The organism is Salipiger sp. D13 (assembly GCF_003703915.1).
GTDB classification, from domain to species: Bacteria; Pseudomonadota; Alphaproteobacteria; order Rhodobacterales; family Rhodobacteraceae; genus Salipiger; species Salipiger profundus.
Genome location: NZ_ML112591.1, coordinates 188,593 through 208,524, shown reverse-complemented (window position 1 = coordinate 208,524; position 19,932 = coordinate 188,593). Strand labels below are relative to the sequence as shown.

Genomic DNA, 19,932 nt, shown 5'->3' with positions numbered 1-19,932 from the left:
GGCCGTGGCGTTCCCCGAACAGGGGAGCGCGCAGGCCCATCGCGTCAAGCCGGACGCGGTCAGTCCGGCGCGAGCATGTACCCCGCGCCGCGCACCGTCTGCAGGTAGCGTGGCTGCTTCGGATCGGATTCGATCTTGCGGCGCAGGCGGGTGATCTGCACGTCGACCGCGCGTTCCTGTGCCTGCCCCTTGTCGCGACCGAGATCCTCGACCAGCTGGCTGCGGCTCAGCGCTTCGCCCGGGCGGGCCGAGAAGATCCGCATGAGCTGGCTCTCGGTCGCCGTGAGTCGCACGAGGTCCTCGCCCTTCCACATCTCGCCCCGCTCGATGTCATAGCGGATCTCGCCGAGGTTCAGAAGCTTCGGCGCGCTGTCGGCGGCGCTGGTGTCGGGCATCCGGCGCAGGATCGCGTTGATCCGCAGCAGCAGCTCCTTGGGCTCGAACGGCTTGCCGAGGTAGTCGTCGGCGCCCGCCTCGAGCCCCTTGATCCGGTCTTCGGTCTCGCCACGCGCTGTCAGCAGCATGATCGGCGTGCTGCGCCCCTCGCGGATGGCGCGGGTCAGGCTGATGCCGTCTTCGCCGGGCATCATCACGTCGAGCACGATCATGTCGAAGTCGAGCCCCTCGAGCAGTCGCCGGGCGTGCGCCGCATCGCGGGCGGCACTCACGAGGAAGCCATTGCGCATCAGGAACTTCTGAAGCAGTCCCCGGATGCGCTCGTCATCGTCGACGATCAGGATGTGGGCGTCGGGATCGGTCATGCCCGAAGCTCGCGGAGCCCGGAGTAGTGGCGGTGCATCTCGGGGTCCATCATCGCCTCGAGCACCTTGCGGAAGCCCGCGACGGCCTCGGGGCCCGCCTGCCGGTAGGCGGCGCGCATCCGGGCGCGCTGGGCCTCGGAAAGCTGGTATTCGAGCGACGCACCGTCCTGCGTCAGGTAGAGGTGCCGCTCGCGCTTGTCGGCGCGGCCGACGCGGCTTTCGACCATCCCGTCCTCGATCAGCGTACGCAGGACACGGTTGAGCGACTGCTTGGTCACCCCGAGGATCGACAGCAGGTTGTTGACCGTGGTGCCCGGCGTGCAGTTGATGAAATGGATCGCTCGGTGATGCGCCCGCCCGTAGTCGAGCCCCTGCAGGATGCGATCGGGGTCGGCGGTAAAGGCCCTGTAGGCGAAATACATCGCCTCGATGCCCTGGCGCAGTTGTTCGTCCGTCAGGTAGAGCAGCGACTCTCCGCCATGTCCCTGCGCGCCCGGCCCGTCTGCCATTGCCTCATCCTCATTCCGGCGTCTTTCTGGGCACTTTAAGTCAGCGTTGTTGACATTCCAAGTCCGAACTGGTAGCGAGTCGCAGTTTTTCCGCAAGAATATGTCCGGACCGGACGTAAGTTGCGCAACAAATGCAAAAGCGCCAAAGGAGACTGTTATGGAAGGTGCATATGACGACCGCGACGGAAAGATCTGGCTGGATGGCAAGCTGGTGGAGTGGCGGGACGCGCAGGTGCACGTACTGACCCATGCGCTCCACTATGCCAGCTCGGTCTTCGAGGGCGAGCGGGCCTACAACGGCAAGATCTTCCTCGGCCACGAGCACTCCGAGCGGCTGCGCTTCTCGGCGGGCGAGCTCGACTTCGAGATCCCCTACACCGCCGACGAGATCGACGCGGCCAAGCAGGAAGTGCTGACCGCCAACGGCTTCACCAACGCCTATGTCCGCGCGGTGGCGTGGCGCGGGGCCGGCCCCGACATGGGCGTCGCCTCGTCGCGCAACCCGGTGCGGCTCGCGGTGGCGGCCTGGGAATGGGGCAACTACTACGGTGACGCCAAGACCAAGGGCGCCAAGCTCGACATCGCGCGCTGGAAGCGTCCTTCGCCCGAGACCATCCCGGTCCATGCCAAGGCCGCCGGTCTCTACATGATCTGCACCATGTCCAAGCACGAGGCCGAGGCCAAGGGCTGCTCGGACGCGCTGTTCATGGACTACCGCGGCTACGTGGCCGAGGCGACCGGCGCCAACATCTTCTTCGTGAAGGACGGCGAGGTGCACACGCCGCTGCCCGACTGTTTCCTCAACGGCCTGACCCGGCAGACGGTGATCCGGCTGCTGAAGGAGAAGGGCGTGACCGTGCACGAGCGCCACATCATGCCGGAAGAGCTCGAGGGCTTCGAACAGTGCTGGCTCACCGGCACGGCGGCCGAGGTGACCCCGGTCGGCCAGATCGGCGACTACACCTTCGAGGTCGGCGCGCTGGCGCAGGACATCGCCAAGACCTACGAGGCCTACGTCCGCAGCTGATCGCCCGGACGGCAGCCTGTTACGTTTTCCCGGGCCGTATCGCGGCCCGGGACTTTGCGGAGCTACACGGCCCCGACTGACTGCAGACGCGGCGTTAACGGTCACAAGTCGCCTTGAACGCCCGCGCCCTTGATGCCACCTTGCGGCGAAACAACCGCTGAGAGGCCAGCATGCAGGACAATCACGCTCCGCTCGAGATCGTTTCCCCAGAGGCGCATGCGCCCGAGAAGTTCTCCGACGCGGAGGCCGCCGTGGATCGTCTCTGCGCGCTCTACGACCAGGCCGTGACCTTCCTGCACGACCGGTTCCTCGACGCGATGGCGACCGGTCATCCGGGCGTGCGCATCCGCGCCTTCTACCCCGAGATCCGCATCACCACGACGACCCACGCCAAGGTCGACAGCCGCCTGAGCTTCGGTCACGTGCCGGCGCCAGGCACCTTTGCCGCGAGCATCACCCGGCCGGATCTCTTCCGGCACTACCTGAAGCAGCAGATCGGCCTGTTGCTCACCACGCACCAGGTGCCGGTGCAGGTGGGGCTCTCGACCACGCCGATGCCGGTGCATTTCGCGGTGGCCAACTACCCGGATCTCGCGGTGCCGCAGGAAGGCGCGGGGCAGTTCATCCTGCGTGACGTCTTCGACGTGCCCGATCTCACGGTGACCAACGACGACATCGTCAACGGCGTCTCGAAACCCGCCGCCGACGGGGCGGGGCCGCTCGCGCCCTTCACCGCGCAGCGCATCGACTACTCGCTGGCCCGGCTCGCCCATTACACCGCGACCGACCCGACGCATTTCCAGAACCATGTCCTGTTCACCAACTACCAGTTCTACGTCAGCGAGTTCGAGGCCTATGCCCGCGCGCAGCTCGCCGACCCCGACAGCGGCTACACGTCCTTTGTCTCGACCGGCAACGTCGAGATCACCGAGCCCGACGCCGAGATTCCGCACTCGGCCAAGATGCCGCAGATGCCGACCTACCACCTGAAGCGCCCCAACGGCGCCGGCATCACGCTGGTCAACATCGGGGTGGGTCCGTCGAACGCCAAGACCGCGACCGACCACATCGCCGTGCTGCGCCCGCACGCCTGGCTGATGGTCGGCCATTGCGCCGGGCTGCGCAGCTCGCAGAGTCTGGGCGATTTCGTGCTCGCCCACGCTTACCTGCGCGAGGACAAGGTGCTCGACGACGACCTGCCGGTCTGGGTGCCGATCCCGGCGCTGGCCGAGATCCAGGTCGCGCTCGAGCAGGCAGTGGCCGAGGAAACGCAGCTTGACGGCTACGACCTCAAGCGGGTGATGCGCACCGGCACGGTCGCCAGCGTCGACAACCGCAACTGGGAGTTGCGCGACCAGTCCGGCCCTGTGCAGCGGCTGTCGCAGTCGCGGGCAGTGGCGCTCGACATGGAAAGCGCGACGATCGCCGCCAACGGTTTCCGCTTCCGGGTGCCCTACGGCACGCTGCTGTGTGTCAGCGACAAACCGCTGCACGGCGAGTTGAAGCTTCCCGGCATGGCGAGCGACTTTTACAAGACGCAGGTCGCCCGTCATCTGATGATCGGAATCCGGGCGATGGAGCGCCTGCGCGGCATGCCGCTGGAACGGCTGCACAGCCGGAAACTGCGCAGCTTCGAAGAGACAGCTTTCCTCTGACGCGCGGTCAGAGCCGCCCCGGGGCAGCAAAATAGGCGTTTTTCCCTTGCAAACGGCCCCTAATCGTTGTGTTTGAACGCGACATGATGTTAATTTCCCGTAACGAGGCCCAATCGTTCGGGCAGCTAAGGAGACCATAGAAATGGCGAAACCGATGACCAAGACCCAGCTGGTGGCCGCACTGGCCGAGGAGATGGGCGCAGACAAGAAAACCGCCACCACCGCGCTGGACGCGATCACCGGCATCATCACCAAGGAAGTGGCCGCCGGCGGCGCCGTGACCCTGCCGGGCGTGGGCAAGATCTACTGCCGCGAGCGCCCCGAGCGCATGGTCCGCAACCCCGCGACCGGCGAGCAGTTCAAGAAAGAGGCCGACAAGCAGGTCAAGATGACCATTGCGAAGGCCCTCAAGGACAGCGTCAACGAGTGAAGCTTCGGCCTCTCCAGCCTTGACCTGAACGTGCAAAGGACCGCCAGTGGCGGTCCTTTTTGTTTTTGGGATCATGTTGCTCGGGGCAGGGCTTTCGGCGTTGGACCGAACCGTCAGCAGGCTTCGAGCCGCTGGAGCTGGCGCCCCTCCGCGTCGAAGTTCGACGGGTCCAGCCAGCGTGTGAAGCGCTCTTTCAGCGCGGGCCACTCGCCGTCGATCACCGAGAACCACGCGGTGTCGCGGTTGCGGCCCTTGACCACCACCGCCTGTCGGAAGGTGCCCTCGTACTTGAAGCCAAGCCGCTGCGCCGCGCGCCGCGACGGTGTGTTGAGCGCGTCGCATTTCCACTCGTAGCGCCGGTAGCCCAGCTCGTCGAAGGCGCGCGCCATCATCAGGGCCATCGCCTCGGTCGCGGCCGGCGTCTTCTGCAGGCGCGGGGCGAGGTGGATGTTGCCGACCTCGATCACCCCGTTCGCCGGGTCGATCCGCAGGTAGGAGCAGACCCCGAGCGGCGTGCCCTCGGGCGACAGGATCGTGTAGAACAGCGGGTCTTCGCTTGCCTCAGAGGCCTCGGCCCAGCCGGTCGCATCCGCTAGATCGGCGAAGGGGCCGCGCGGCAGGTAGGTCCAGCCGTGGCCCTCGGTGTCCTCGGCGAAGACCTCGAAGAGGCCGGCGGCATGGGCCACGGTCAGCGGCTCCAGCCGGACATACCGGCCTGCCAGCCCGCTGCGCGGCGGACGGGGGCGTGGGAAGCTCCCGTCGACCGGCAGGCCGACGGGCTGGCCGAAATCGTTGATCCGGGTGCCGGTCACGCAAAGACCTTGGTCAGGCTCCCGTCGACGGCGTCGATGATCTGGTCGATGTCGTCCTTCGTGGCGATCAGGGCGGGCGCGAAGCACAGCACGTTGTTCAGCCCCGGCACCGAGCGGTTGGTGGCGCCGATGATGACACCGGCCGCGTTGCAGGCCGCGACGACGGCGCCGATCTGCTTCTCGCTCACAGGCTCCTTGCTGGCCCGGTCGCTGACCAGCTCGGCACCGAGGAACAGGCCCTTGCCGCGCACGTCGCCGACCACCGGGTGCTTGTCCTTCAGCTCTTCCAGCTTCCCGAGCATGTAGTCGCCCATCTGCGTGGTGTTCTCGAGCAGGTTCTCGTCCTCGATGATGCGCATGTTCTCGAGCGCCGCGGCCGGGCCCGCGGTGCAGCCGCCGAAGGTCGAGATATCGCGGAAGTAGTTCATCGGATCGCTGTCATCGTCCTTGAACAGATCGAAGACGCGCTCGGAGGTGACGCAGCATGCAATGGCGGCGTAGCCCGAGGCGACACCCTTGGCCATGGTCACAAAGTCGGGCTCGATGCCGTAATGCTGGTAGCCGAACCAGTGGGTGCCGGTCCGTCCGACGCCGCAGACGACCTCGTCGATGTGCAGCAGGATGTCGTATTTCCGGCAGATTTCCTGCACGCGCTGCCAGTAGCCCTCGGGCGGCACGATCACGCCGCCGCCGGCGGTCACCGGCTCGAGGCAGAGCGCGCCCACGGTGTCGGGGCCCTCGCGCAGGATGACCTCTTCGATGGCGTCGGCGGCACGCTGGCCGTATGCCTCGCCGGAAAGATCCCACTGGGCGCGGTATTCGAGGCAGTGCGGCACCGACACGAAGCCCGGGGCGAAGGGGCCATACTGCATGTTGCGCTCGACCTGGCCGCCCGCCGACATCGCGCCGATGGTCGAGCCGTGGTAGTCGCGCTCGCGGTACAGGATCTTGTGCTTCTTGCCGCCGTAGCGCTTGTGCGCGATCTGGCGGATCATCTTGAAGGCCTTCTCGTTCGCCTCCGAGCCCGAGTTCGTGTAGTAGACCCGGCTCATGCCCGGCATCTTCGAGATCAGCTTCTCGGCGAAGAGCGCGCCGGGCACCGAGCCCGCGGCACCGGCGAAGTAGTTGAGCTTCATCAGCTGTTCCGAGATCGCGTCGACGATGCTCTTGCGACCGTAGCCGACGTTGACGGTCCAGACCGCACCGGACACCGCGTCGATATGTTCGCGGCCGTGCTGGTCCCAGACCCGCATGCCCTTGCCCTCGACGATGATCCTCGGGTCCGAGGTCTCGAACGCCTTGTGCTGCACCAGGTGGTGCCAGATGTGCGCCTTGTCGGCGTCGACAACGTGGCTGAGATCGTTCTGGGTGAGGGTACCGTCCATTTTGCGTCTCCTGGGGAATTGAAGCGCCGGCCGTGGGGCCGTCCTGCGAAGATGTTGCGCATATTTGATCATATCCCGCAACACTCACCCACAAGAATTCGCCGTGCCCGAACGCCCGTGCCGAGCAAAGAGGCCGTTTGTGAGCGAACGTTGGAAAACTGTCAGGGGCACAATGATTAACGTTGATCCACGGCCTGTTTTCCGTTCGGATCGGGCGGGCAGGGCCGGACGAGGTCCGCCCCGCGCCAAAGTCCTGCCGAAACGAGCGGGACAGTACGACAGGGGAGTATCATCATGCGTAAGTTTACCAGGCTGATGGCCGGCGCTGCCGCCGCCGCGATGCTGACGGGCGCCGCGAGCGCCGAAGAGATCACGGTCGGCTATTTCCTCGAGTGGCCGATGCCGTTCGAATACGCCAAGGCCGAAGGCATGTACGAAGAGGCCATGGGCGTCGACATCAACTGGGTCAGCTTCGACACCGGCACCGCGATGAGCGCGGCAATGGCCTCGGGCGACGTGCAGCTCTCGGTGAGCCAGGGCGTGCCGCCCTTCGTCGTCGCGGTCTCGGCCGGGCAGGACCTGCAGGCGCTCGACGTGGCGGTGAGCTACGCCGACAACGACAACTGCGTGGTCGCCGAGGCGCTCGAGATCGACAAGGACTCGGCCGGCGAGCTCGAGGGCAAGAAGGTCGCCGTGCCGCTGGGCACTGCCGCGCATTACGGTTTCCTCAAGCAGATGGACCATTTCGGCGTCGACATCTCGACCATGGAGATCGTCGACATGGCGCCGCCCGACGGCGCCGCCGCCATCGCGCAGGGCTCGGTCGACATGGCCTGCGGCTGGGGCGGCTCGCTGCGCCGCATGAAGGAACACGGCAACGTGCTGCTGACCGGCGCCGAGAAGGAAGACGTCGGCATTCTCGTCTTCGACGTGACCTCGGGCCCGGCTTCCTGGGTGGCGGAAAACTCCGACCTCGTGGCCGAGTTCCTTGCCGTGACCGCCGAGGCGAACGCCATGTGGGCGGACGAAGCCAACCACGACAAGATGCTGCCGGTCATCGCGCAGGACGCGGGGATGGACGAGGAGGCGACCGCCGAGACGCTCTCGACCTTCGTGTTCCCGGGCGTCGATGAACAGCTTTCCGAGAAATGGCTCGGCGGCGGCGCGCAGGAGTTCATGAAGGGCGTCGCGGATGTCTTCGTCGAGGCCGGCTCGATCGACGCGGCGCTCGACAGCTACGCCGATCACGTGAACACCGGGCCGCTCGACACCGCTTCGGGCATGTGAGGCAGCTGGCGCGGAGCGGCTTCGGTCTGCTCCGCCCCCGATACATTCGACCTACATCGCGCGGGGGTCTTCGGCGAAGATCCCCGCGATCCATGAAACCTCCCGTTTCGAAGGAGGGCCGATGAGCGGACTATTCATCGACCGCGTCTCCATGCGTTTCGACCTGCCCAACGGCAGCTCGGTGCAGGCGCTGAAGGACGTCACCCTCGACCTTGCCGAGGGCGAGCTGCTTTCCGTGCTGGGGCCCTCGGGCTGTGGCAAGACCACGCTTCTCAACATCGTCGCGGGCTTCCTCGCCCCCACTGAGGGCACGATCCGGCTGGGCGACCACGCGGTCACCGGCCCCGCCGCCGAACGTGGCATGGTGTTCCAGCAGGGCGCGCTGTTCGAATGGATGAACGTGCGCGACAACGTCAGCTTCGGGCCGCGCATGGCGGGCCGCAAGGAGCGTGACTGGGCGGGCACCGTCGATCACCTGCTCGACGTGGTGGGCCTTGGCGACTTCAAGGAAAAGGCGGTCTACGAGCTGTCGGGCGGGATGCAGCAGCGCGTCGCACTGGCCCGCTGCCTCGCCAACGAGCCCGACGTGATCCTGATGGACGAGCCGCTGGGTGCGCTCGACGCGCTCACCCGCGAGAAGATGCAGAGCCTCGTGCTGAAGCTCTGGAAGGAGACCGGCAAGACGATCATCCTCATCACCCACTCGGTCGAGGAAGCGCTGCTGCTGGGCGAACGCCTGCTGGTCATGGCGCCGCGCCCGGGCCGCATCCACAAGGAATACCGGCTGCCCTTCGCCGATCTCGGCGTGAACGAGGACCTGCGCGCGGTGAAGAAGCATCCCGACTTCGCGAAAACGCGCGAGGAAATCCTCGGGATGATCTGGGACATGGAAGAGGAAATCATGGGCCGGGCAGAACTGGCCGGGGGAGCGGCGCAATGATCGTCTTCCTGATCTACATCGCGATCTTCGTCGCCGCCTATTTCCTGGTGAAACTGTCGGTGCACCGCGCTACCGGCGATTTCACCGCCCGCAAGACCGTGACCTTCGGCGACGAGAGCGCGGTGCGTCCGAACCGCATCGCCAGCGTCGTGTCGGTGCTGACGATCTTCCTGCTCTGGGCCGCCTTCACCGGCTCAAGCTGGGTGCCGGGCTTCCTGCATGCGCCCGGTCCCTACACCGGCGACGCCACCTTCACCTACACCGCCGAGGCCGACGGCGTCGCGCCGGACGATGCGACGGTGACCATCCGGGTCTTCCCGATCAGCCAGGACGTCGACGCGCCCGAGGTTGATCCGGGCGAGGGCTGGGCGAAGAACGACAGCGATGCCATCGGCGCATGGCGCTCGGGTCTGGTGCGGGTCGATCGCAACGACGACTACGGCCGCGACGAGGGCCACACCGTCGTGGCGGTCAACGGCGAGCCCATCGCGCCGGGCGGCGAGGTCCTCACCGACTGGGGGCGCGTCGGCATGTCGCCCAAGGGCACGCTAAACGTCGAGCCCGCGACCGGCTGGCAGATGGAGCCGATCTGGCTGCCCCCGCCCGAGGCGGTCGTGTCCCGGATGGTCGAGATCGCCCGCGACGGCTACCGCGACAGCACCCTCTGGGAGCACCTTGGCTGGTCGCTTTTCCGGGTCATCGCAGGCTTCTTCTTCGGCGCGCTGGTCGGCATCCCGCTGGGCTACGCCATGGGGCTTTCGGACTGGTTCCGCGGCTGGTTCGACCCGATCGTCGAGTTCATGCGCCCGGTGCCTCCGCTGGCGCTGATCCCGCTGGTCATCATCTGGGCCGGCATCGGCGAGACCGGCAAGATCATCCTGCTGTTCCTCGCGGCGCTCTGGATCATGGCCATCGCGGCGCGCTCCGGCGTGTCGGGGGTCAGCATCTCGAAGGTGCACGCGGCCTATTCGCTGGGCGCGAGCAAGGCGCAGATCATGCGGCATGTCATCATCCCCAACTCGCTGCCCGACATCTTCACCGGCGCGCGGGTGGCGATGGGCGTCTGCTGGGGCACCGTCGTGGCGGCCGAACTCGTGGCCGCCGAGAAGGGCGCGGGCATGATGATCATGGTGGCGTCGAAGTTCCAGCTGACCGACATCGTGATCATGGGGATCATCCTGATCGGTGTCATCGGCTTCGGCATCGACATGCTGATGCGCTGGGCGGAACGGACCCTCGTGCCGTGGAAGGGGCGGGGCTGAGCCCGCCGCACCCCAGGACGGGGCCGCCGGTCACTCGGCCGGCGGCGCCTCCGAGCTCATGCCGTCGAGCATCTGCAGCAGCGCGGTGACCTGCCCGTCGAGCCAGAGACGCGCGGCGTCGATCTGGGCCACGTAGGCCGCCATCAGCGGCTCGAGCCCGGGGAAGACATCGGCAATCGTCGGAGCGAGCAGGTAGAACGCGACGGCAAAGATCGCCAGCGCCAGCACCAGCCGGAAGCCGTTCGAGAAGCTGCTGCGCTCGGCTTCGGCCTCTTCCTCGACCACGGCGCGGCCCTGCGGGGTCTCCATGCTGCGGCGCTCGGAGGAGGCCCTCAACGTCTGGTTGATTTCCTCGATGTCGGGCAGAAGCTCGCGCCGCGAGGCCGCCGTGGCCGCGGGCGTCGCCTCCTCGGCCGGCCGGTCCGGCGTTGGCGTTACGGGCTCTTCGCCGCGCATCCGGGCCATGCGTTCGCGTGCCTCGCGTGAGCGGCGGGCGCTCTCGTCCTCTTCGGCATCCGAGAGGCTCGGTTCGGTGGGTCCGGGATCGGACAGGCCGAGTTCGGGCTGGCTTTCGAGCGGCGCGCTCCGGGCGGCACGCTGGCGTGCCTCGCGCTCGGCCTCTTCGCGCAGCACCTCGGCGACCGACGGGTCGAGCTCGCGCCGTCGCCGCAGCCGGGTGCCCTCGGAGGGGACGGGCGGAATTTCGGGCTCGGCTTCGGGGTCGGAGACATCAGCTACCGGCGCGGCTTCGGTCGGCTCGTCGGCGCTGCCGCTCTCGGGCTGGGGGTCTTCGTCGGGCAGCGGGCCGCCTGCGTCCGGGGCCTGCGAGGGATCATCGTCGGGATGCGCCTGGAACCAGGTGTGCCCGCAATTCGAGCACTGCACGTCGCGCCCGCCCTCGGGAATGACGTTCGACGGCACCTCGTATTGCGCCCCGCAACTCGGGCAAATCAGCCGCATCGGCTCCCCTCGGTTTCCAGCGCTCGTCACGGCGCGTTCCTTTAAGGACAATAGGTTACCGTCCGGTGGCCGAAAAGCCAATTTTCGGCGGCCGGCGCGGATTGCATAAGCGGCGCGGCTCATGCACAACAGGCCGAGTTTGACCCGGGGTGGTGCTGGCGTGATCGAGCTGGACAATGTGGCGTACAACTATGGCGGCGGGGAGCTTCTGAGCGAGCTGTCGCTGCAACTGGCGCCGGGTTCGTTCCATTTCCTGACTGGACCCTCGGGCGCGGGCAAGACGACCCTTCTGAAGCTCTGCTACGGGGCGCTGCGGCCGACTGCCGGCCACGCGCGGATCTTCGGCCGGGACGTGCGGCAGATGGACCGCGACGAGATCGCCCTGTCGCGCCGTCGCGTCGGCGTCGTGCATCAGGATTGCCAGTTCCTCGACCATCTGTCGGTTTCCGAGAACGTCGCGCTGCCGCTGGCGGTGGCGGGGCAGGGAACAGCGGAGCAGTCCGACAACCTGCGCGAGCTGCTGGCCTGGGTCGGTCTCACCGAGCGGGCGGGCGCGCGTCCGCCGGAGCTTTCGGGCGGCGAGCGCCAGCGCGCGGCGCTGGCCCGCGCGGTCATCATGTCGCCCGAGGTGGTGCTTGCCGACGAGCCCACGGGCAACGTCGACTGGGAGATGTCGCAGCGGCTGCTGCGCCTGCTGGTCGAGCTCAACCGCATGGGCGTGACGGTGCTGATCGCCACCCACGACCTGCAGCTGATCCGCGCCGCCAAGAGCCAGGTGCAGGCGCGTGTGCTGCGCATTTCCAACCGCAGGTTGCAGGCCGCGGGAGCCGATCTGTGAGGTTGTCGCTCGGAACGCTCCGGATGCTGGGCCGCCGCGACAAGGGCGCCGACCGCGTGGTGCCGCCCACCGGCTTCACCGCGCGGCTGACGGTCTTCGCGGCGGCGGCCATGGCCTTTCTCGCGGTCTTCGCGCTGGCGCTCTCGCTGGCGACCGGGCGGCTTGCCACGACCTGGAGCGAGCAGCTGGCCCGCTCCTCGACGGTGCGGATATCGGCGCCCGAAGGCCAGATGGCAGCGCAGACCGCCGCCGCGCTGCGCCTGTTGCAGCAGACCCCCGGCGTGGCCTCGGCCCGCGCGCTGAGCGAGGCCGAGCAGCAGGCGCTGCTCGAGCCGTGGTTCGGGCCCGACCTGCCGGTGGCGCAGCTGCCGGTGCCGCAGATCATCGAGGTGACCGAGACCGCCGAGGGCTATGATCCGGCGGGCCTGCGCCTGCGCCTGCAGGCCGAGGTGCCGGGCGCGGTGCTCGACGACCACGCCCGCTGGCGGGCGCCGCTGGTCGATGCGGCGGCGCGCCTGCGGCTTCTGGCCTGGCTCGCGGCCGGCCTGATCGCGGCGACCGTGGGGGCGATCGTGACGCTTGCGGCGAACGCAGCGCTTGCGGCCAACGCGCAGGTCATCGCCGTGCTGCGGCTGGTGGGGGCCACCGACACCTACATCGCGCGCGCCTTCGTGCGCCGCTTCACCCTGCGGGCGCTCATCGGCGCCGCCGCGGGCACCGTGGCCGGCATGGTCGCGGTCTACCTGATGCCGTCGGGAAGCGAGACGGCGGGCTTCCTCACCGGGCTCGCCTTCCGGGGCTGGCATTGGGCGGTGCCGCTCCTGGTGCCGCCGCTTGCCGCCGCCGTCGCATTTGTTGCCACCGCCGTCGCCGCGCGGCGCGTTCTGGGAGGTCTGAGCTGATGGCTTACGCCGTGCAATGGCTGCGCTCTTTCGCATTTCTCGTGGCGATGTACGGCGGCATGGCCGTGATCGGCATCGTCTTCTTTCCGTGGGCCATGGTCTCGCGCCGCGGGGCGCGTTCGGCCTGCATCAACTGGTCCCGCTTCACGCGCTGGTGCGCCGGCTGGATGGTGGGCCTGAAGACCGAGGTGCGCGGCACGCCGCCCTCGGGCGAGGTCATCATCGCCTCGAAGCACCAGAGTTTCCTCGATATCATCCTGCTCTTCGCGTCGCTGCCCTCGGCCCGCTTCATCATGAAGCGCGAACTGCTCTGGGCCCCTGTGCTCGGGCAATACGCGATGCGCATCGGCTGCGTGCCGGTGGACAGGGGCAAGCGCGGCGCGGCCATCGCCAAGATGCTTTCGGACGTCGAGCGCGGCGCGATCGAGCCCGGCCAGCTCATCATCTATCCGCAGGGCACCCGCGTCGCGCCCGGCGTGAAGATGCCCTACAAGGTCGGCGCGGCGCTGCTCTACAAGCAGACCGGCCAGCCCTGCGTGCCGGCGGCGACCAACGTGGGCCTTTTCTGGCCACGCAAGGGGATCTACCGCAAGCCCGGGCTCGCCGTGGTCGAGTTCCTGCCGGAGATCCCGCCGGGGCTGACCAAGACGGCATTTCTGCAGCGGCTCGAGTCCGAGGTGGAAACCGCGAGCGACCGACTTCACGAGGAAGGCATGCGCCATGCGAAGGATTGAGACCGTCGAGGTGCTCGAGGCGCTCTACAAGGCCCCGAGCGAGGCCTCCCTGCGCAAGGTCGCTCAACGCCTGACCCCGGCTTATCGCAGCTGGATCGCAGCCTCGCGGTTCTGCGTGATCTCGACCGTCGGGCCGGACGGCACCGACGGCACCCCGCGCGGGGATGACGGCCCGGTGGTGCTCGAGCTTGATCCGGGCACGCTGGCGATGCCGGACTGGAGTGGCAACAACCGGCTCGATACCCTGCGCAACATCGTCCGCGACGGGCGCATCTCGCTGATGTTCATGGTCCCGGGCGACAACGTGGTTGTGCGCGTGAACGGCAGCGCCTGGCTGACCGACGATGCCGAGCTGCGCGCCCGCTTCGAGCGGCGGGGACGCTTGCCCGCGACCGTCGCGGTGATCGAGATCGCCGAGGTCTATGCGCAATGCCCGAAGGCACTGCTGAGATCGGGGCTCTGGGGCCGCGATGACGGCGACGCGACACCGAGCCTTGGCGAGATCCTCGCGGAAATGACCAGCGGCGAGATCGAGGCCGGTGCATGGGACCGGAGCTATCCGGAACGCGCAAGGCAGACCCTCTGGTAGGGCGCACGGAAACGTGAGTCGTTTTTCGGAACAGAAGACTAGGGGTGGTGCGTTCGGTTCCTGAATATTCATTTCAGGATCCAGAATGCCCGACGACAGCCCTTTTACCACCCGCCGCAGTCTGCTTGCCGGGTTCGCCGCTTCGCCCATTGCCGCCACGGGTGTCGGGGTCTTTCCGAATGCAGCGCGTGCGGAGGCGAAGGCTGCGGGGCTCATTACCCCGAACGTCTGCATGGTGCTGCCGGAGGTGACCGAGGGGCCGTTCTACCTCGACGAGAAGCTGTTGCGGAGCGAGATCGCCGAGGACCGTGACGGGGTGCCGCTACGCCTGCGGATGCAGGTGGTCACCGCCGATTGCGAGCCGATCGCGGGTGCGCGCGTCGATGTCTGGCATTGCGACGCGCAGGGCAACTACTCCGGCTTTGCCATTCAGGGCAGCGACAGCACCGAGGATACGTCGGAGGAGACCTTCCTGCGCGGGACGCAGACGACGGGGGAGGACGGCATTGCGTCTTTCTCGACGATCTATCCCGGTTGGTATCGGGGGCGCACGACGCACATTCACTACAAGGTCTTCCTCGACGAGACGACGGTGTTGACCAGCCAGATCTTCTTTCCCGATGCGCTGAGCCAGTATCTCTACCAGGCCGTGCCGCCCTACAGCGAGCGCGATGACGAGCGGGATACGACGAACGGCAACGATGGCATCGCGAAGCAGGCCGGCGAAGGCGCCTTTGCCGCGGTCCGCGAGCAGCCGGAACACTACGACGCGATGCTCGTGGTGGGCGTCGACCGCGACGCTGACGGTACCGAAACGGCGCCGGAGGATGCCGCCAGCGGCCCGGCCCCGGGCGGACAGACGACCGACAGGGCAGGGGATGCTCGGAGCGCACCGCGCGCCGGGGTCTTCATTCCGGGCGTTGCCGGCTGAGCCTGATCGCGGCGACCGGCGCAAGGCATGGGTCGGCCGGGTGATCTTTCCGCTCGGGGCCTGGGCAGCGCGCGACGCATACGAAAGTTTCAGATGAAGAACGCCCCCGCAGTCTCTGCGGGGGCGTTTCTCCTTGGTGGGTCGCCTGCATTGGAGGGCCAGCGTTACCGCGAAAGCCCTCCGCGCGATCAGGCGTGGATGGCGCCGTCGCCGCAGGCGAGCGCTGCCTCGCGCACCGCTTCCGAGAAGGTCGGGTGAGCGTGGCAGGTCAGCGCGAGATCCTCGGCCGAGCCGCCGTATTCCATCGCCACGCAGACTTCGTGGATCAGGTCGCCGGCCGACGGGCCGATGATGTGGCAGCCGAGGATACGGTCGGTTTCCTTGTCGGCGAGGATCTTGACGAAGCCGTCACCGGCGAACACGGCCTTGGCGCGCCCGTTGCCCATGAAGGAGAACTTGCCGACCTTGTAGGCCTTGCCCGCGTCCTTGAGCTCCTGCTCGGTGGCCCCGACCGAGGCGACCTCGGGGTGGGTGTAGATCACGCTGGGGATCACGTTGTAGTTCACGTGGCCCGCCTTGCCCGCGATGACCTCGGCGCAGGCCATGCCCTCGTCCTCGGCCTTGTGGGCGAGCATCGGGCCGTCGATGGCATCACCGATGGCGTAGATGCCCTTGACGTTGGTCGCCCAGTGGCCGTCGGTCTTGATCTGGCCGCCCTTGGTGGTCTCGATGCCGAGCGCGTCGAGCCCCAGCCCGTCGGTGTAGGGCTTGCGGCCGGTCGCAACGAGCACGACGTCGGCGTCGACCGAATGCTCGCTGTCGTCCTTGCGCAGCTTGTAGGTGACCGTGGCCTTGCCGCCCTTGGTCTCGACCTTCGACACGGCCGCGCCGAGCGTGAACTCGAGCCCCTGCTTGCCGAGCAGCTTCTTGAAGCTGCGCTGCACCTCGATGTCCATCGTGGGTGTGATGGTGTCGAGGAACTCGATCACGGTGACCTCGGAGCCGAGCCGCTTGTAGACCGAGCCCATCTCGAGGCCGATCACGCCGGCGCCGATCACGACCATCTTCTTGGGCACCTTCGGCAGCTCGAGCGCGCCGGTGGAGGTGACCACGACCTTCTCGTCGATCTCGACCTCGGCGCCCGGCACGGATGCGGCCGCGGAGCCCGAGGCGACGATGATGTTCTTGGTCTCGTAGGTCTCGTCGCCGACGGTGACCTTGCCGGCCTCGGGGATCGAGGCCCAGCCCTTGATCCAGTCGATCTTGTTCTTCTTGAAGAGGAACTCGATGCCCTTGGTGTTCTGGCCGATGACGTCGTCCTTGTAGGCGAGCATCTGCTTCCAGTCGACCGACGGCGCCTTGCCCTTGAGGCCCATCTTGGCGAAGTTCTCTTCCGCCTCGTGCAGCTGGTGGCTGGCGTGCAGCAGCGCCTTGGAGGGGATGCAGCCGACGTTCAGGCAGGTGCCGCCGAGGGTCTCGCGGCCCTCGACGCAGGCGGTCTTGAGCCCGAGTTGCGCGCAGCGGATGGCGGCGACGTAGCCGCCGGGGCCCGAGCCGATGACGATGACGTCGTATTGTGCCATTTCGTGTGTCCTTTCCTTTTGTTCATGGGGGAGGGGCGCTGCCCCTCTGGGCCTGCGGCCCATTCACCCCGGGATATTTCCGGCCAGAAGAAGCTTCATAGCAGGGCCGCGAAAAGCATGATGGCGGTGGCGAAGAAGCCCACCGCCCAGATGAGCGAGCGCCAGGGGGCCCAGCCCAGCAGGTAGGCGGGCACGTAGAGCAGGCGCGCGCCGAGGTAGAGCCCGGCACAGAGCGCGGTCAGCGCGTTGCCCTTGTCGGCGTAGGTGACGACCATCACCGCGATGCCGAAGAGAATGAGCCCCTCGAAGTGGTTGTTCATGGCGCGCTGTGCCCGGCCGGCGCGGCCGGTGAGGCTGCGGCCCTCGTCGCGGGGCGAGGCGGCGTAGCGCGGGCCCACCTGCTTCTGTGCCAGCACCGAGAACAGTCCCATCTGGAGCATCTGCAGCAGCGCGGCGAGCGTGAGGATCGTGAGTTCGGGGGTCATGGGATCAGAAGAAGCTCGCGACGATCATGGTGAAACAGGCCAGCAGGCCGACGGTGAAGATCAGCGAGCGCCACGGCACCCAGCCGAAGGCGTAGGCGGGCAGGTAGAGGGCGCGGGCGGCGACGAAGACCCAGGCAGCGGTGGCGGTGAGCCAGCCGTTGCTGCCGGTGAACTGCACCAGCACCACGGCGATGACGAAGAGCCCGGTGTTCTCGACATGGTTGCCGAGCGCCCGGCGCAGGCGCTGCGTGCGTTCGGAGATCCGTTGCTCGAGGTTCTCGCGCGTGCCGGTGTTGCCCTCGCGCCCGACATCCGCCTCGAGTGCGCGCTGCGACCACATGACCGCGACGAGGTGAACGAAGGCGGTGGCGGCGAGTGCGGCGAGTTCCGGGGTCATGCGGTCCTCAGGAAATGCGCTTCGGAGGGGCCGTGGCCGAGCGCCTTGTCCTGGCTGAGCCAGCCGTTCGCCTTCTCGGTGTCGTTGACCGACAGCAGGATCCAGACGGCGCTGCCCTCGGCGGCCTCCCAGCGCTGGAGAACGCTGAGGCCGGCATTGGCGCGGTTCTCGGCGTCGCCCTCGAAGTGGTCGGAGTCGAAGCTGTCGTAGCGGAGCAGGAGCTGGTTCATGCGGCCTCCAGTGCGGTGGCGATGCGGCGGGCGCGCTCGTCGAAGCCGAGCCCGCGCGCCGAAGGGTGGATGGTTTCGACATGCGGCACGCCGAGGGCGCGCAGCACGGCGGCGGAATCGCGCCCGGCGGCGACGGGGCGGCGGCCGAGCAATTCGTGCCGGCCCACCGCCTGGAAGGAGCTGAGGCGGTCGCGCATCGGGATCACCGACGAGCGCTGCCCGGTGAGCAGCGCGAAGACCGGGGTGATGTAGATATCGGCCCGCGTGAGGCCGAGCAGCGCGAGCGCCTTGTCGATCACCCTGTTGAAGGGGGTGCCGGGCAGGTAGCCGGTCCGGCGCAGCGTGTCGCGGTGCAGCCGTGCCGAGGGCGCGTCGAGCCAGTCCTTGCTGATCAGCATCGGCCCGTCGAGGCGGCCCGAGGTCAGCTGGATGGGAGAGACGTAGTCACCGTCGAACCCTTCGTCCGCAAGGCTGGGATAGCCCGGCAGCCGGAAGGCGCGGCGGCGGGCGATGGCCTCCTTCCAACGGGTTGCGAGATCGGTCAACGGCGCGGCCCCCTGTCGGCGTCTGGTCCGGGTCTGCGACCGGCTCTGTCCGGTCGGAGGATGCGCGGGGCCCGGTGAGGGCCGCCGCGCGGTCTTGAGAGAGGTAGGGTGGGCGGAGCCCACCGCCACCGGTCGCTGGATTACAGGTCCATCAGCAGGCGCCGGGGATCCTCGAGCGCTTCCTTGACGCGGACGAGGAAGGTCACGGCGCCCTTGCCGTCGACGATGCGGTGATCGTAGCTCAGCGCGAGATACATCATCGGGCGGATCTTGATCTCGCCGTTGATGACCATCGGCCGGTCCTGGATCTTGTGCATGCCGAGGATGCCCGACTGCGGGGGGTTCAGGATCGGCGAGGACATCAGCGAGCCGTAGACGCCACCGTTCGAGATGGTGAAGGTGCCGCCCTGCATCTCGGCCATCGAGAGCTTGCCGTCACGGGCGCGCTTGCCCTTCTCGGCGATGGCACCCTCGATCTCGGCGAACGACTTGGTGTCGACGTCGCGGATCACCGGCACCACGAGACCCTGCGGGGTGCCCGCGGCGATGCCCATGTGAACGAAGTTCTTGTAGACCACTTCGGTGCCGTCGATCTCGGCGTTGACCTCGGGGACCTCCTTCAGGGCATGCACGCAGGCCTTGGTGAAGAAGGACATGAAGCCGAGGCGCACGCCGTGCTTCTTCTCGAAGAGGTCCTTGTACTGGCTGCGCAGCGCCATGACCTCGGTCATGTCCACCTCGTTGTAGGTGGTGAGCATGGCCGCGGTGTTCTGCGCGTCCTTGAGGCGCTTGGCGATGGTCTGGCGGAGGCGGGTCATCTTGACGCGCTCTTCGCGGTCCGCGTCCTCGGCGGGGCTCGGCGCGCGCTTGGGCTGGGCCGGGGCCGACGAGGCGGCGGGCGAGGACTTCGCGGCGGCGATGGCGGCGCTCACGTCTTCCTTCATCACGCGGCCGTCCTTGCCGGAGCCCTTCACGTCCTTCGGGTCGAGACCGGCTTCGGCCATCGCCTTCTTGGCGGAGGGAGCATCCTCGACGTCCTTGCGGCCGTTGGGCGAGGGCTCATCGGCCGAGGCCGAGCTGGGCGCGGGAGCCGCCACGGAACCGGCCCCGCCGCCGGACATGATCGCGAGCTTGCCGCCGGCTTCCACCGTGGCGCCCTCGTCGGCGAGGATCTCGGTCAGCGTGCCCGACGCGGGCGCCGGCACCTCGACCGAGACCTTGTCGGTCTCGAGCTCGCACAGCATCTCGTCCTGCTCGACGCTGTCGCCGACCTTCTTGAACCAGGTCGAGACGGTCGCCTCGGAGACGGACTCGCCCAGCGTCGGCACCATCACGTCGATGGCTTCGCCGCCGGCCTCGGCCTCGGGTTCGGCGTCCTTCTGCGGCTTCGAGGCAGAGGGGCGTTCTTCGACGTTGGCCGAGCCGGCCTCGCCCGCGGGCGAGATGTTGGCGAGCAGCGCATCGACACCGACCGTGTCGCCTTCGCTGGCCACGATGTCCTCGAGCGTGCCCTCCACCGGCGAGGGCACCTCGACGGTCACCTTGTCGGTTTCGAGCTCGCACAGCATCTCGTCCACCGCGACGGCGTCTCCCGGCTTCTTGAACCAGGTGGCCACGGTTGCCTCGGTCACGGATTCCCCGAGCGTGGGGACGCGCACTTCGGTCGTCAT

The 19,932-nt window shown here is 67.8% G+C and carries 22 protein-coding genes; 11 read left to right on the top strand and 11 right to left on the bottom strand.

The window, feature by feature from the left end:
• Nucleotides 1-59: 59 nt before the first annotated feature.
• Complete coding sequence (locus D6860_RS05310) at nucleotides 60-761, bottom strand: response regulator (RefSeq protein WP_076622473.1); 702 nt, start codon at nucleotides 759-761, stop codon at nucleotides 60-62.
• A complete protein-coding gene (locus tag D6860_RS05305) occupies nucleotides 758-1,270 on the bottom strand; it encodes a MarR family winged helix-turn-helix transcriptional regulator (RefSeq protein ID WP_076622472.1) in 513 nt (170 codons plus the stop codon). Before D6860_RS05305 ends, D6860_RS05310 begins: the two co-directional genes overlap by 4 nt.
• A gap of 157 nt (nucleotides 1,271-1,427) precedes the next feature.
• On the opposite strand from D6860_RS05305, the gene D6860_RS05300 reads away from it, so the two are divergent.
• The 3 genes from D6860_RS05300 (at nucleotide 1,428) to D6860_RS05290 (ending at nucleotide 4,382) form a co-directional block, all read left to right on the top strand.
• A complete protein-coding gene (locus D6860_RS05300) occupies nucleotides 1,428-2,297 on the top strand; it encodes a branched-chain amino acid aminotransferase (RefSeq protein ID WP_017468994.1) in 870 nt (289 codons plus the stop codon).
• Between the two features lie 170 nt (nucleotides 2,298-2,467).
• Nucleotides 2,468-3,952 carry an AMP nucleosidase gene (locus D6860_RS05295; protein WP_076622471.1) on the top strand — a complete coding sequence of 495 codons (1,485 nt, stop codon included), beginning with the start codon at nucleotides 2,468-2,470 and terminating at the stop codon, nucleotides 3,950-3,952.
• Nucleotides 3,953-4,094: 142 nt separating this feature from the next.
• Nucleotides 4,095-4,382: an HU family DNA-binding protein gene (locus tag D6860_RS05290; protein ID WP_076622470.1), complete on the top strand. Its 288-nt coding sequence runs from the start codon at nucleotides 4,095-4,097 to the stop codon at nucleotides 4,380-4,382.
• Between the two features lie 113 nt (nucleotides 4,383-4,495).
• Here the strand turns inward: D6860_RS05290 and D6860_RS05285 are convergent, their stop codons facing one another.
• The gene (locus D6860_RS05285) at nucleotides 4,496-5,194 is read right to left on the bottom strand and encodes a GNAT family N-acetyltransferase (protein ID WP_017469643.1); all 699 of its coding nucleotides are present in this window, start codon (nucleotides 5,192-5,194) and stop codon (nucleotides 4,496-4,498) included.
• Complete coding sequence (locus D6860_RS05280; RefSeq protein ID WP_076622469.1) at nucleotides 5,191-6,579, bottom strand: aminotransferase family protein; 1,389 nt, start codon at nucleotides 6,577-6,579, stop codon at nucleotides 5,191-5,193. The genes D6860_RS05285 and D6860_RS05280 overlap by 4 nt, the downstream gene beginning before the upstream one ends.
• Before the next feature lie 294 nt (nucleotides 6,580-6,873).
• Between D6860_RS05280 and D6860_RS05275 the strand changes: the two genes are divergently transcribed.
• From D6860_RS05275 to D6860_RS05265, 3 genes are all read left to right on the top strand, one after another.
• A complete protein-coding gene (locus D6860_RS05275) occupies nucleotides 6,874-7,866 on the top strand; it encodes a taurine ABC transporter substrate-binding protein (protein WP_076622468.1) in 993 nt (330 codons plus the stop codon).
• A gap of 121 nt (nucleotides 7,867-7,987) precedes the next feature.
• A complete protein-coding gene (locus D6860_RS05270) occupies nucleotides 7,988-8,806 on the top strand; it encodes an ATP-binding cassette domain-containing protein (RefSeq protein ID WP_076622467.1) in 819 nt (272 codons plus the stop codon).
• The gene (locus tag D6860_RS05265; protein ID WP_076622466.1) at nucleotides 8,803-10,068 is read left to right on the top strand and encodes an ABC transporter permease; all 1,266 of its coding nucleotides are present in this window, start codon (nucleotides 8,803-8,805) and stop codon (nucleotides 10,066-10,068) included. The genes D6860_RS05270 and D6860_RS05265 overlap by 4 nt, the downstream gene beginning before the upstream one ends.
• A gap of 30 nt (nucleotides 10,069-10,098) precedes the next feature.
• Here D6860_RS05265 and D6860_RS05260 read toward each other — a convergent pair whose 3' ends face one another.
• The gene (locus D6860_RS05260) at nucleotides 10,099-11,028 is read right to left on the bottom strand and encodes a zinc-ribbon domain-containing protein (protein WP_076622465.1); all 930 of its coding nucleotides are present in this window, start codon (nucleotides 11,026-11,028) and stop codon (nucleotides 10,099-10,101) included.
• Between the two features lie 160 nt (nucleotides 11,029-11,188).
• Between D6860_RS05260 and D6860_RS05255 the strand changes: the two genes are divergently transcribed.
• The 5 genes from D6860_RS05255 to D6860_RS05235 all read left to right on the top strand — a co-directional run bounded on the left by D6860_RS05255 (nucleotide 11,189) and on the right by D6860_RS05235 (nucleotide 15,022).
• Complete coding sequence (locus D6860_RS05255; protein ID WP_076622464.1) at nucleotides 11,189-11,866, top strand: cell division ATP-binding protein FtsE; 678 nt, start codon at nucleotides 11,189-11,191, stop codon at nucleotides 11,864-11,866.
• Between the two features lie 23 nt (nucleotides 11,867-11,889).
• Nucleotides 11,890-12,768: a cell division protein FtsX gene (locus D6860_RS05250; protein WP_076625249.1), complete on the top strand. Its 879-nt coding sequence runs from the start codon at nucleotides 11,890-11,892 to the stop codon at nucleotides 12,766-12,768.
• Nucleotides 12,768-13,502 (top strand): lysophospholipid acyltransferase family protein, encoded by a 735-nt coding sequence (locus tag D6860_RS05245; protein WP_076622463.1) that lies wholly within the window; start codon nucleotides 12,768-12,770, stop codon nucleotides 13,500-13,502. The genes D6860_RS05250 and D6860_RS05245 overlap by 1 nt, the downstream gene beginning before the upstream one ends.
• A complete protein-coding gene (locus D6860_RS05240; protein WP_076622462.1) occupies nucleotides 13,489-14,091 on the top strand; it encodes a pyridoxamine 5'-phosphate oxidase family protein in 603 nt (200 codons plus the stop codon). Before D6860_RS05245 ends, D6860_RS05240 begins: the two co-directional genes overlap by 14 nt.
• Nucleotides 14,092-14,176: 85 nt before the next feature.
• Nucleotides 14,177-15,022 carry an intradiol ring-cleavage dioxygenase gene (locus tag D6860_RS05235; RefSeq protein WP_083697745.1) on the top strand — a complete coding sequence of 282 codons (846 nt, stop codon included), beginning with the start codon at nucleotides 14,177-14,179 and terminating at the stop codon, nucleotides 15,020-15,022.
• A gap of 188 nt (nucleotides 15,023-15,210) precedes the next feature.
• On the opposite strand, the gene lpdA is transcribed toward D6860_RS05235, so the two are convergent.
• From lpdA to odhB, 6 genes are all read right to left on the bottom strand, one after another.
• Complete coding sequence (gene lpdA, locus D6860_RS05230) at nucleotides 15,211-16,605, bottom strand: dihydrolipoyl dehydrogenase (RefSeq protein ID WP_017468689.1); 1,395 nt, start codon at nucleotides 16,603-16,605, stop codon at nucleotides 15,211-15,213.
• A 95-nt stretch (nucleotides 16,606-16,700) separates the two neighbouring features.
• Entirely contained in the window at nucleotides 16,701-17,090 is a 390-nt protein-coding gene (locus D6860_RS05225) for an MAPEG family protein (protein WP_076622461.1), read from the bottom strand.
• 4 nt (nucleotides 17,091-17,094) lie between these two features.
• Nucleotides 17,095-17,487 carry an MAPEG family protein gene (locus D6860_RS05220; RefSeq protein ID WP_076622460.1) on the bottom strand — a complete coding sequence of 131 codons (393 nt, stop codon included), beginning with the start codon at nucleotides 17,485-17,487 and terminating at the stop codon, nucleotides 17,095-17,097.
• Nucleotides 17,484-17,717, bottom strand: a complete 234-nt coding sequence (locus tag D6860_RS05215; protein ID WP_017467808.1) for a hypothetical protein — start codon at nucleotides 17,715-17,717, stop codon at nucleotides 17,484-17,486. Before D6860_RS05215 ends, D6860_RS05220 begins: the two co-directional genes overlap by 4 nt.
• A complete protein-coding gene (locus tag D6860_RS05210) occupies nucleotides 17,714-18,262 on the bottom strand; it encodes a hypothetical protein (RefSeq protein WP_017467807.1) in 549 nt (182 codons plus the stop codon). The genes D6860_RS05215 and D6860_RS05210 overlap by 4 nt, the downstream gene beginning before the upstream one ends.
• Nucleotides 18,263-18,402: 140 nt before the next feature.
• Entirely contained in the window at nucleotides 18,403-19,932 is a 1,530-nt protein-coding gene (odhB, locus tag D6860_RS05205) for a 2-oxoglutarate dehydrogenase complex dihydrolipoyllysine-residue succinyltransferase (RefSeq protein WP_076622459.1), read from the bottom strand.